A 12,463-nucleotide genomic window follows, 5' to 3' on the forward strand; every position below is an offset into this window, starting at 1 on the left:
AGCAGAGATCACTTCATCAGAACGAGCTTGCGGTGAGCAGTATAAGAACCCGCCTTGATCACGTACAGATAAACGCCGCTGGCGAGGCGCGTGCCGTGGTCATCGGTGGCATCCCACATCACGTTGTGCCAGCCGGAATTCAACTGGCCTGAAACCAGCGTGCGCACACGCTGTCCCATGCTGTTGAAAACCGCCAAGGTCACTGGCCCCGCTTCCGGCAGAGCGAACCGGATCACGGTGCTGGGATTGAACGGATTGGGATAATTCTGCGCCAATTCGTATGCCGTCACCACCGCGGCCGTTTCTTCCGATTCGCCGTCAATTGACTTGGGCAAATCGCCGGGGCCGGGCAGCGTGCCGGAGGAGAAATGATGCAGGAAGAAGACATCGCGCTTCACCTGCAACGCCTTGGCACACAACCCGCCGCGGAATTGCGAGTTGTTGGAGAGCACGACGGTGGCCGCAGGCGCGTTGATATTGCCCAACACATACGCCTCTTTGCCGATCGTCATGGTGGTGGTTTGCCGGGTGTTGAAAGTAACTTTGGTGCTGCCGGCCTCACCATCGGGCACGATTTGAATGGCGATGTCCTTGCCGAGCTGAAGATTGCTCACGACGTTGACGGTAACCGGGCCGTTGCTGACATCGATCTCAATCACCGCTTCCTCGCCAAGGTATCTGAGCTGATTGAGATAGTAGTCGCCGCTGCTGAGCTTGAGCGTGCTCCAGCCGTTCATGGTGACGACGTTGTAGGAGCCGGGCGCCAGCGTGAGCGTACCGTTCTGCGGAATGGTTTTGCTAGCTCCGCCGGCGGTGTAGCTGAAAGTCGGCAGGGGCTGTGCGCTGATCGGCGCGCCGGAAAGCGTGCCGCCGAGCACTTTGGAGGTGGGATGCACCGAGACGATGCCGGCGGAATGGGCATAGCCGTCGATGGTGTTTTCCTTGCCGATGGTGATCTTGCCGACGGCCGTGAGATTGCCTTCGAACACGGTGGGATCACCGCGCAGAAAGTCGATCTTGCCGTTGGAATGAATATCGCCCTGGGAGGGAATCTGCTTGCTGCGTTCGATGGAGACGTAGTCGGCGAGGAAGACGAAATTGTGTGAGAGCGAACCGCCGCAACTGGCGTCCGTGCCCCAGGGCGCGAAGGTGACATTTTCGCTCACCGCGTCGCCGGAGCCGGGGCCGTTGCCGCTCGGGCCATTGCCCGCGCCCCACCAGTTGCCCACCGCATTGGCGTCAACGCCGGTGGAGTTGTAGAGGCCGTAGGCGGTGTTGCCGAAGATCTGGTTGCAATCGATGATATTCGCGTTCAGCGTGGCGCCGGCGTCTTTGTAAAGATAGATGCCATACTCCCAGTTGCTGACCGTGTTGGTGGTGGCGGTGAAATTCACCACATCGGTGCCCAGGGCATCCGCTTCGATGCCGACGCCGCCGGCGCTGCCGTCACTGTTCACCACATTTTGGTCCAACAAATAGGTGTAGGTCGCGGCCAGCGTGCTGCCGATTCCACCCTTGCCCAAGCTGACGCTGCTGCCGCCGTCTTCAAAGGGCGAAGGCGTCGTGCGCAACACGTCACCGGGATCGACCACCATGCCCCAGAAGCCCGGCGAGCCGGTGCCAACCGCGGTGGCGCTGACGCTGTTCTTCTGGTGGGTGCCGGAGCCGTTGATGTGGTAGATGCCGACCTGATTCTCGTTCAGCACATTCTCATCGGTGTTGGCATTCGAGCCGTAGAGCAGCATGCCGGTCGAGACATAGGTGAACGGTGTGTAGGAGTGGCCGTTGATGGTGTTGCGATTGATGGTGCCGGTGGCGCCGGCGCTCACCTGAATGCCGTTCTGCGCGATGAAAGTGACCGCGCCCGCGCCTGTCACGATGTTATCCTCGATGGTGGCATCCGAGCCGGTGTTGCTGACCACGATGCCGCCTTTTTGATAGCTGGCGACCTCGTTGTTCTTGATCGTTGCCGTGCCGCTGGTGGCGAAACTGGCCCGCCCCACCAGAATGCCGATGCCGTTCTGGCAGCCGCTGATGGGATTGTCACGAATATCGAGCACCTTGTTATCGTGAATGTTGGCATACGCAGTGCCGCGCACGAAAATGCCGGCGCCGATGCTGCCGCAGCCGGTCGGCCCGGGCCCGCTCACCGTGAAACCGTTGATTTCAGCATTCACGCCCGCGCCATTCACGTCGATCACGGTCGAGGCCGGATTGGAAGCCACGGGAATCGTCGCCGGCGCCTTGATCGTGGTCGTCGCCGCGCCCGCGCCGAGCAGGTGCAGTGATTTGGTGATGGTGACCTGTTCGACGTAGGTGCCGCTGATGACATTCACCGTTGCCGTTGCCGCATTCACGCCTTCCTGAATGCGTCCCACTGACCCGACTTGCGGGCTGTCATCATCCACATTCAGGTAGGCAAAATCGCCCTGAAAGCCGGCAGCCCCATCGGTATCGGTGGCGACATGCAGCCACGGCGTGTAATCCACTTTGCTACCGCCGTTGGCTCGGGCTTTCACCGAGCCGGCCACGTTCGTGCCCCACCAGTTGCCTGAGGCGTCGAGGGTGGAAGCGGCATTCTGTGAAATCACGAAGCCGTATCCCGAAAAACTGTTGTTGTTGATCACCGGCGTTGTCCCGAAACTGGCGAGATTGCCGACATAAAGCGCGGCCCAGGCCGCCCCGGTTTTCGCGAAGAAGTTGTTGGTGATCGTGGTCGCGCCGGTCACGGTGAACGCGCCGAACCAACCGCCGCTGAGGTCCATCTCTTCCCACGCATTGCCTTGCAGCGTTGCATTCTGCAGCGTCAGGCTGCCGGTGCGCGCGCCGCCGCCGAGCATGATGCCGCTTTCACCGTTGTTCTGAATGGTCACGCCGTCCAGCGTCAGGCTGGTGAATACCGTCGCAACTTGCACGATCGCCAAGCCCGTGCCTTTGTTGCCGGAAATGCTGCCGCCTGATACCGAGAACGAACCGATGGTCGAGGCGGTGGTGGTAAAGGCGATGCCGGCGAAGCCACTGGTGGTCGAGCCATCGAACGACGAGTTTTCAATTTCCACTGCGGCAATGTTGGCTTGCGCCAGGAACAGGCCGTGATGCCCGTTGTTCGCCACCTGGGTGTCGGCAATATCGAGCAGGGTGAGGTGGGCGTTGTTCGCAATGCCGATGCCGTTCTGGCCGTTGTTTTTGATTTGGCAATTGCTCACCGCCACGGTGCCGAAGGTGTCGTAGACGAGCAGAATGCCGTTTTGGGTGTTGTGGTGAAGGTTGGCGTTTTGGATGGTGAGATTACCGAAATTCGCAGGACCGCCAAAGCCGCGCACGCCGATGCTGAAATTCGTGATTTCCAGGCCATCGACCGTGACGTTGGCGGCATTGATCAACAAGCCGTTGCCGCTGCCGGCTCCCGCGAGAATCGCGCCGGCGCTGGCGAGAATCGTCAAGGTCTTGTTGACGGTTACGTTTTGACTGTAGGTTCCGGCGGCCACATTGATGATATCACCGGCGGCCGCGGCGTTGATGCCGGCCTGGATGGTCGCTTTGGGACCGTTGGTCCCGTCATAGACCGGTGCCAGACCATTATAACTGTCGCTGCCCGTCGTCGCGTTGACATAATAATCGGTAGCCCAGGCACTTCCAGTCATCAAGACGATCGCAATGCCAAGCAGTAGTCTTCTCATGATCATTCTCCTACACATGACACTGTTCCAACAAGTGATCTGTGCTGAGTGCAGGAGTTGGTGATCCCCATTCTCCAGTGGTGCGCTCTCCCTATCGCTCACCAGGCGAAAGGCCAACTCCCCAATCATCACAGCAAGCGGCTTTGCTCAACACGGCCCGCCGATTCCGCCTGCCAGTGCGTTTCGAAGGGCATATTGTCGAGCCACGAGACCCGTTCGTGCTGCGCAGTCTTTCCGGGCATCACCTCCTTGGTGGAATTTCGGCCGGTTTCAACCAGTGGGCATGCGGGCGGTGACGTTCGCTCCCGCGCTTCCGGCCGTTTGGGTACGCCGACGATTTCCAAGGGAAGCAAAACACCGCCGCCGGCGCGAATGGCCGGTCGCTAAGCAGAGCTCACAATGCGAGCAGGTGATCTATTGCGAGAAGATTTCTTTCAGAGTGGGGGAGTGTGAGCCAGGCGGGCCATGATCAAAAGTCGAAAGAGGAGGCCGCCGCAGCACTCCGAAGTTCGAATCGGAGTGTTGACCGTGGTGCCAACGCCTGGTTGTGAATCCCTCAAATGCAGCGCGGGAAGAATTATCTCCTCGAGCTGCTCAGCCCCAATAGCCCAAAGGCAGATTGCCAGCCATGGCCTTTGTGCAAACTTAGAACTGACCCTGGAATGTGTGAATAAGAATGGTGGGAGTACCCTGCCAGGAAAAGGCTTTCCTTGGCGCTTCCACTACAGCCTTTCGTTTGACGCTGGTGAAGACTGCCTCCACCGCCGAGGCCCGTCTTGTTTGAGCCGGCGGCCAACTTCACCAATTCGTCCCCGCGATGCCAATTACTACGATCACACAATTCCGTTTGCGGAGAGAATGTTCTGCCGATTCGGAAATGTTGCTTGCGGGCCGGGCGGCTTAGAAGGAGTAGGTCAAATCCATGGAAAAAAGCGTGTTGCGCGAATCGTTTGCCTCCCGCACCCGGCTGATTTCATTGTCAAAATTCGCAAAGGCGCCGAGTTGCCAACGGCGCGTCAAGGTCCACGACAGGAAAAACAGCAGAGAATGAATGTTGCGGTCAGAATAGGAATTGGAAATGATCAAGTTGCCGGAGGTGACGTTCGGATACGTCCGGTTTTCGAACGCATTACTCAAGCTCAGGAGAATCCCCGAAAGGCTCAGCAAATCCAGGCCGAGAGTGAGACCGTGGCTATAGTAGTCTTCAAAAACCAGGAAGCTCTCAGCGTCCGTGGCCGCGGGTTCACGTTCATGCCGGCGCAACAAGTAGAGATAACCCGCGCTGGCCTGCCAATTCGCCAGCAGCTTGAACTGAAACTGCGGGTTGAGACGCAACTCGAGAAAGTTGGGAGTGTATGGGTTGTCCAGCTCGGCGGGATACTGCCGCCAGGTGAATTCGCCCTCCAGCCGGATGGCAGTGGCGCTGCCGGTGGCCAGCCGCAGGTCGGCGCGCAAATACTCTTCCCGATGCGTGTTTTCGAAAGTACTGTCCGACAAGCCACGCGGGTAGACGCGCCGGCGCCAAAGGTTCTGCAGATAGAGCGAAGAGCCGCCGGCAGCCGTGGAAAAGAGCGAGCCCTCCAGCCGGTGCTCGAAATAGTCGTATTCGTCGAACGAGACATGGCGGCGCGCCAGATAGCCGTAGCGCGCCCGCAGCCGCGTTGCAATCCCCGCGGCAAAGGCGACGGCCAGCCCGGTTTCATTTTGCGAGTAGTTGCGCGAAAGCTCGTCTTCCCGGGCGTAGCGCCGCAACCGCAGCTCATCGTCAAGCTCCAGCTTGAGCCGCTGGTTGAGCGTCGCGCTGAGCAATACTTTTGCGTTGTTTTGCCAGTAGCGCAGATCGAAATCGCGCAAGTAGCGCGTGGTTTCAAAGCGGTTTTCCAGGCTCCCCGACAGCGTCGTGCTCAAGGCCCGCTGGCCGCGCAGTTCCACTTCGCCGCTGTTGTAATCGCGGCTGGTTTTGAGCAACGCCGCCGCCAGCACGCGCGACTGGCTGCCAATGTCGCGGCTCACACTCAGGCGCAGACCGGTGTAAGGATTGCCGGTGTTCTGCACAAACAGGCTCTCATCCTGAGCATAGCCGATTTCGAATTCTTGGCGCCAAAAATCCACGCCGACCAACGCCTCTGGCTGCCACCGCCACGCGATCTTGTCCTCTATTCCCTCCGCCTCCTTGTCCCCTTGGCTCCTTGCCTCTTTGGCACTTTGGCTCGCTGTCTCCTTGACCAGCACCTGTTCCTCCGGTGCGATCAGATCACCAGCCACTTCCAGCAGCAGCTTGGCGGTGACCCAGTCGCCTTGCGCAGCAAAGGACTCGGCATCCTGCAGCAGCTCCGCGACTTGTTTGGCGGCTGCCTGATCTTGCGGCCGGAGGAGCCAGCGCTGCAGCCGCAGCCGTGCAATCTCATAGTCGGCTGCTGCGCTCCAAGCTGCCAGCGCCGAGTCCGCGGCCAGTGCCGCGATGGAGTCTGCCGGGGAGGACGGAGAAGGTATCGTCTGGGCAGGCGCTGCCACGCTCGAGAGCACAACTCCGGCGCAGCAAGCGAGCAGGATCAATCGGACGAATCTTTCATCGCTGGAATGCGGCATGACTGCCTATACTTTCCACAGGCTTGTTGACTTCGGCGAACGGGAGTGCAGGAGGGTTTTGGCAGAAGCGACAGTGCGCCCCATGGAAAACGCGCGCCGGCCTGCGGTGATCGGGCTACGTTTCATTTTTTCAGCATGCGCAACAGCTCGATTTGTTGCACGGCGAGCCGGTCGACGCGCTCGTTGAACTCATGGCCGGCGTGGCCGCGCACCTTTTGCCATTTCACGTTGTGTTTGCTTACGAGCTGGTCAAGCGCCTGCCACAAGTCGGCGTTGGGCACGGGATCGCGTTTGTTCGGGCCGCGCTTCCAGCCGTTGCGTTTCCAGTTTGCCAGCCAGCCCTTTTCAAAGCTGTCGATGAGATAGGTGCTGTCCGAACAGATGACCACCTGGCACGGCCGCTTCAGTCGCTTGAGCGCCTCGATGACCGCGGTCAGCTCCATGCGGTTGTTGGTGGTAGCGGCGGCGTGGCCGGCGATCTCTTTTTCATGCCGGCCGTGCCGCAAGATGGCGGCCCACCCGCCCGGCCCGGGATTACCGGAGCAGGCGCCGTCGGTGTAGATTTCAACTGTGTCCATTGCGTCACGCCTTTTCCGTCGCCGTGCGCAGAGTGGCCAGGGCCTCGGTTGCGCTCGAGTTGGGCGCCACGCCGTAGTGGGCGGCGAGGATCCGGCCGTTTTCATCAATCACAAAATGGCTGCGGCGCAAACCCGAGAAGAGAAAGCGGCGCAGCGATTTCTTGTCCAACACGCCATAGGCCTCGGCGATGCGATAGTCGGCATCGACCAGCAGGGTGAACGGCAGGTTGTATTTGGTTTTGAATCTCACATGGCTGTCCCAGCCATCCGCGCTTACGCCCAGCACCACCGCGTTTTGCTCTTCGATTTCGAGGTGATGGTCGCGAAAGCCGCATGCTTGCGCGGTTCAGCCGGGGGTGTCGTCTTTGGGATAGAAATAGAGCACGACGCGCCGGCCGCGAAAATCGCTGAGCCTGACGCGGGTTTGGGCCTCGGTCAGCGCTTCGAACTCCGGCGCGAGGTCGCCGGGCTGCAAGGGATCCCTCATGCGTCTCCTCCTCCAAAATCTGCATGCGAAACGTCGTGGATTTTGCTATCTTGGCAGGCCCAATGTAGCATGCAATCCGGAAAACCCCAAGCTGAATTTGCGGATGCCGCAAAATGATTACGCCCTTGCTCGATCCCGCGCAACACCAGGAAAGCGTCGGGCATTTTCGTGCGCATTTTCGCCTCGCCGCCGGCCCGCCGAGCCTGGCGCACTTGCGCGAGCTGCTCGGCCATTTCGGCAATCTGCCGTATGAAAATCTGAGCAAGATCATCAAGTTCAACCGCCACGGCCAGGACTTCGAGAAACGCCTGCGCCTGCCGGAAGAAGTGATGCATGATCATGCCCGCTCGCAACTGGGCGGCACATGCTTTTCCCTGACGTTCTTCCTGCACACGATCTTGTGGCACAGTGGCTTTGCCAGTTACATCGTCATGGCTGACATGCGCGCCGGTGCCAATCTGCATTGCGCCTTGATCGTATTCGTGGACGGGGTCAAATACCTGGTTGATCCGGGCTACGTGCTGCGCACGCCGATGGCGCTCGATCCGGCCAGGCCGCGCCTCTATCACAATGACTTCACCGGCGTGGAATTGCGCCTGGCGCCGGCCGCGGCCGGTTATGATCTCTTCACCTTCAACCGTGAGGAAGTGAAGTGGCGTTACCGCTTTGTCGACCGGCCCACGCCGCTGCCGGAGTTTCTCGAACATTGGCAGGCCTCATTCCAGCGCAACAGCATGCACGGCTTGTGCCTCACGCGCGTGCAAGCGGGTGAGCTGATCTTCATTCACAAGCACCATCTGCGCATCACCGCGCTGGCCGGCAAGCGTAATGTCAACCTCAAGCGCAATTATCACGCTGCGATTCACGAGCTTTTCGGCATTGCGCCGGAATTGGTGGAGCAAGCCCAGGCCGCGCTGCAGGCTAACCTGCAACGGGAACGGGAAACCGGCATTTTTCCCTTGCAACAGGAATGACAAAAGGCAATTGGCAATCCCGCCGGCAGCATCGGCGTCTGCCGCATTCAGGAGAGGACGTTGCAGTGGGGAAGGGGACGATTAAGTGAGTGAAGAATGAGTTGGGAAGCGATGGGGCCCAAAACAAAATCTCCCTTCTCACGGCAGCGGCAAACCGGGTTGCCACTGCCACGCGAAGGGAGGGTAGAGAGATGAAAAGGTATAGAACCTTTCAGCCTATTAGACTCCAAAACTGCGGCGAAGTTCACATGAATTTTAAAAAAATTCAGTCGGCAGTCGTCTTGCTCGCCGAGAGCAAGTGCGAGAGACCGGCTGCCAGTTCTTCCCGGGTAGTCGGCGTCTTCAAATCGATCTCAAAAAGCTGGTAGCTGCCGGAGCGGTTCGAAGTGAAGATTATCTTGCTGCCCTGCCGCTGCAGACAGGGGAACGTGTCCATCGCCGGATGCGCCGTGAGGCGCTCGGTTTGCCCTGACTCACGGCGGTGTATGTAGAGATCGAAGTTGTTTTGATTCTTCTCGAAGTAAACCAGCCACTTGCCATCATCCGAGCACTGCGGACTGCCTTTGGGTCCGCCTTCGAAAAGCAGACGGTGGCCGCTTGTTTCCCGCACGCCTTGCTCATAGATTTCAAAATCACCGTTGACGTTGTTGATGTAATAGATCATGTCTCCGGCGAGATTGACGAATGGAGCAGACTTGTCGCCAAACCCGTGGGTGAAGCGTTGGAGCGAAGAATCGGCGAGCGCATAGATGAAAAGATCGCTCTGGCGGCCGCCGTAATCGAGATCGCGCTGGTCATCACGGTCGGATACAAAAACCAGCCAGCCGCCCTTGGGAGAATGTACCGGGTTCCAGTTGTCGTATTTGTTCGCGACCAGGCGCTTGACTCGGCTGCCGTCGGCTGCGTTCATCTGATAAAGGCTGCGCTGCTTTTCGCCGGAGTTCTGTTTTCCCGAGGCCCCGCGCGTACTGGCGAACACGATTAACCGGCCATCGGGCGAAAAATCGGGAGACAAATCATCGCCGGGATCATAAGTGAGCCGCACCGCGTTGGCGCCCTCCACCGGCATGCGGTAAATCTCCCAATTGCCATCACGATTGGATTGAAAGACGATTTCGTTGCCGGCAAGTGAATAACGCCCTTTGATGTTGTCGCCTGGCCCATAGGTGATTTGGCGAGTCGAGTAGGGCATGCCCACGGTCGCGGCGATCAGAGGGACGAAAGGCGCGGATTCCGGCGCGTTCAAGACGTCCAAGAAGCCGCTGAGCGCCGGCGTCTTTTGGCCCTGCTGATAGAGGGCCGCTGCACGGCCGAACTTGGCCGGCAGCAAAGCCGGGCGCTGGAGCAGCGCAGAGTCGAATTGCGCCACCGCCTCGTCGAATTTCCGCAGCCGGATGAGCTCTTCACCCAACGCCACGCGCGCTTCGGCATCCGTGGGGTTCTTGAGCACACGCTTGCGCAACGATGCAACTTCTTCACCTTTGCCGCTCGGGCGCGCCGGCGCGCTCACCTGGCGGGCGCCGCCACCGCAACCAACGACGATCATCAAAGCCAGCAACAGCCATGTGAGTTTCATGCAGACCTGCCTCCTGCAGTGGGTTGAGACGACAACACGAGACCCCGTTCGGTCAAGCTCACAACACAGCCTTATGATATACCCAACGTTGTTGCTTTTGCGGACTGCTCCGCCGCATCAAAGCTGTTGCAACTTTGGGAAATTCGTTTAACTTTCCCGCATGTCTGAACTCGCTGCGGCGCAACGCCACCTCCGCCGCGCCGATCCGGTGCTGGCGCAAATCATCGACCGTTGCGGCAGCTGCACGTTGCAGCCGGACCGGCGGTATTTCGCCTCGCTGGTGGAAGCCATTCTCTCCCAGCAGCTTTCGGTCAAGGCGGCGGCCACGATTCACGCCCGCTTCAAAGACCTTTTGGGCGGCCAGGTTGAATCAGCCGGCATCCTGCAATTGACCGATGCCCAAATTCGCGCCGCCGGCATTTCCCGCCAGAAGATGGGCTACCTGCGCGATCTTTCCACCAAGTGGCAGGATGGTCTGCTGCACGGCCGCCGGCTCGCGCGCCTCACCGATGACGAGGTGATCGCCGCGCTGACCCAGGTGAAAGGCATCGGCCGCTGGACCGCGGAGATGTTCCTCATCTTTTCGCTCGGCCGCCTGGACGTGTTGCCGGTTGACGATCTCGGCTTCCGCAATGCCGTCAAGAAAGCCTATCGTCTGCGCAAACTACCTGAGGCCAAGCGCCTGCAGCAGATTGCCGAGAACTGGCGCCCCTATCGCAGCGTGGCAACCTGGTATCTGTGGCAAAGTCTCGATAACAAACCTCGCTAGGCGGTTCACCCCCAAATCGACCGAACCCGATGGACTTCGTTGGCAAACTGATTCAACCGATTCTCTATACCTTCCTGCTCATCTTGTTTATCGGATTGCTCTCCGAACAGACGCATTTCAGCGGCAACCTCATGCTGTGGGGATTCGCGCTCGCGATGGCGGCGCGATGGCTGGCGGAAAGCTTGTTGCCCGGCGCAGAGGTTTTCAGAAACCGCCACCATCAAAGCGAGCATGCCCGCTGGCTGCTCTGGGCGGTGGGGCTGAGTTTCCTTACCAACCTGGTGCTGCCCATCGCCGATTATCGCTACCGCGGGGAATGGAGCTGGACCAGTCCGTTTGCGCGCGACCAGTGGTGGAGCTGGATCGGGCTGCTCATCCTGGTGGCAGGCGTGGCCGTGCGCATTCAAGCTCTGCGGCAATACGTGCCGCCCAAACCTGCGCCTCTCACCCCGGCCAAACGCAGACAGAAGAAAGAGAGCGAGCCGGAGGTCGTCGCGCTTGAACTCGCGGAAACGAAGCTGTTTCATCTCTTCGATCTCGGCGCGGCCATTGCCTATCTGGGCATTGCGCTGCTTTGCAGCAGCCTGTGGGCGCTGGTGTTTTGGGTGGTGTTGATTCTGCCCACCGCGATTTATCGCATTCACAAAGTGCGCGTGACAACTTCACCGCCGGCCGACAAAGTGATGGCATGATCCCAACTTCCCCGGAAAACAAAAAGGGAGCTCACTTGAGCTCCCTTTTTTTTTGTGCCGGTTGCAGCATTCGCCGGTTGAGTTCAAATCTCGCCGTGCGGCCGGCGCTGCGCAAACTTCTCATCCCAGATGAACAGCTTCTGCTCGCGCAGCTTGTTGAAGAACTGCTCGCTCAACTCGCCGTGCATCACCATCTTGTTGTCCTTCTGCTCGATGGCAATGCTGTTCAACGCATCGACGGTGGGGCGGTCGGCGGCCACCGAGAGTTTCGCTGCCGCCAGCCCGCCGCGCAGCGCCTCCGTCAACAGCTTGCTGGTCTCCGCCTTGCCGCATTCCACCTGGCCTTCGAACGCGAGGCCTTTGTCCACGCGCGCAGAGAAGGCGACGGCATTGATGTCTTCGGCTTTGGGGAAGTTGTGGCGCAGCTCGGCCGGCAGGTGATGCGACTTCTTCATCTCCTCGGTCAGCTCCAGCGCAAACCAGAATTGATCGCCGTAGCGCAGTTTCCGTTGCAGCGCGGCCAGCATCGCGGGCTTGATCCCGCGGCTTTCGGGCTTCTCATTTTGCAGCAGCGCCGTTAACCACTCGCGCTCTCCCACATAGAGGGTCGTGGAATCGGCAAAGCAAAATGCCATGTCGCCGTCCTTCTCGTGCGGGATATAGAGCGTGTAGGCGCCCACGGTTTCCTCCCGCCAGGGTGATTCGGCATGTTCCTCCGCGGCCTTCTGCTTGACATAATCCCGCAAGCGTTGCTCATCGAACCTGCCGCGCACGATCGCGCCAAAGCGGCGCGCGGAATCCGGCAGCGGCGCGGCGCCGACTAGCACGGTGTGAACGTCGCGGCGGGGATCGAAGCCGGTGGCGGCTTTGAATTCGGCGAAATCCCGGTCATGCACTTCGCGCTGCATGTGTTTTTCCAATTGCTGCAACACCTCTTCAGCGAGCGGCGAATGTGTGACTTTGTCGACATCGCAATAGAAAACCATGTGGCTGGCGGCCGGCAGGCGTTGCAGGTCGGCGCGCGCGGCGCTCGCCAGCTCCGTCTGGCCGCGCTGACACGCCAGGCTCACGAGCATGGCCAGCAGCAAGAACGGCATGATTTTTCGCATACGGACTTC

General features: G+C 59.8%; 9 protein-coding genes. 3 read left to right on the top strand and 6 right to left on the bottom strand.

Going from position 1 to position 12,463, the window contains the following annotated elements; genetic code table 11:
• Nucleotides 1-8: 8 nt before the first annotated feature.
• The 4 genes from L6R21_02620 to L6R21_02635 all read right to left on the bottom strand — a co-directional run bounded on the left by L6R21_02620 (nucleotide 9) and on the right by L6R21_02635 (nucleotide 7,334).
• Nucleotides 9-3,680: a right-handed parallel beta-helix repeat-containing protein gene (locus L6R21_02620; protein ID MCK6558068.1), complete on the bottom strand. Its 3,672-nt coding sequence runs from the start codon at nucleotides 3,678-3,680 to the stop codon at nucleotides 9-11.
• Between the two features lie 900 nt (nucleotides 3,681-4,580).
• Nucleotides 4,581-6,269: a hypothetical protein gene (locus L6R21_02625; protein MCK6558069.1), complete on the bottom strand. Its 1,689-nt coding sequence runs from the start codon at nucleotides 6,267-6,269 to the stop codon at nucleotides 4,581-4,583.
• A gap of 122 nt (nucleotides 6,270-6,391) precedes the next feature.
• Entirely contained in the window at nucleotides 6,392-6,847 is a 456-nt protein-coding gene (rnhA, locus tag L6R21_02630) for a ribonuclease HI (protein MCK6558070.1), read from the bottom strand.
• Nucleotides 6,848-6,851: 4 nt separating this feature from the next.
• Nucleotides 6,852-7,334: a peroxiredoxin gene (locus L6R21_02635; protein ID MCK6558071.1), complete on the bottom strand. Its 483-nt coding sequence runs from the start codon at nucleotides 7,332-7,334 to the stop codon at nucleotides 6,852-6,854.
• Nucleotides 7,335-7,447: 113 nt separating this feature from the next.
• Here L6R21_02635 and L6R21_02640 point away from each other — a divergent pair, with 113 nt between their 5' ends.
• Nucleotides 7,448-8,308 carry an arylamine N-acetyltransferase gene (locus tag L6R21_02640; GenBank protein MCK6558072.1) on the top strand — a complete coding sequence of 287 codons (861 nt, stop codon included), beginning with the start codon at nucleotides 7,448-7,450 and terminating at the stop codon, nucleotides 8,306-8,308.
• Nucleotides 8,309-8,573: 265 nt separating this feature from the next.
• On the opposite strand, the gene L6R21_02645 is transcribed toward L6R21_02640, so the two are convergent.
• A complete protein-coding gene (locus L6R21_02645; GenBank protein MCK6558073.1) occupies nucleotides 8,574-9,884 on the bottom strand; it encodes a hypothetical protein in 1,311 nt (436 codons plus the stop codon).
• 160 nt (nucleotides 9,885-10,044) lie between these two features.
• On the opposite strand from L6R21_02645, the gene L6R21_02650 reads away from it, so the two are divergent.
• Nucleotides 10,045-10,653: a DNA-3-methyladenine glycosylase gene (locus tag L6R21_02650; GenBank protein ID MCK6558074.1), complete on the top strand. Its 609-nt coding sequence runs from the start codon at nucleotides 10,045-10,047 to the stop codon at nucleotides 10,651-10,653.
• A 29-nt stretch (nucleotides 10,654-10,682) separates the two neighbouring features.
• Entirely contained in the window at nucleotides 10,683-11,345 is a 663-nt protein-coding gene (locus L6R21_02655) for a hypothetical protein (GenBank protein ID MCK6558075.1), read from the top strand.
• A gap of 83 nt (nucleotides 11,346-11,428) precedes the next feature.
• Here the strand turns inward: L6R21_02655 and L6R21_02660 are convergent, their stop codons facing one another.
• Nucleotides 11,429-12,454 carry a hypothetical protein gene (locus tag L6R21_02660; GenBank protein MCK6558076.1) on the bottom strand — a complete coding sequence of 342 codons (1,026 nt, stop codon included), beginning with the start codon at nucleotides 12,452-12,454 and terminating at the stop codon, nucleotides 11,429-11,431.
• Nucleotides 12,455-12,463: the final 9 nt, after the last annotated feature.

Source organism: bacterium (assembly GCA_023150945.1).
In the GTDB taxonomy this organism is placed as follows: domain Bacteria; phylum Zhuqueibacterota; class Zhuqueibacteria; order Zhuqueibacterales; family Zhuqueibacteraceae; genus Coneutiohabitans.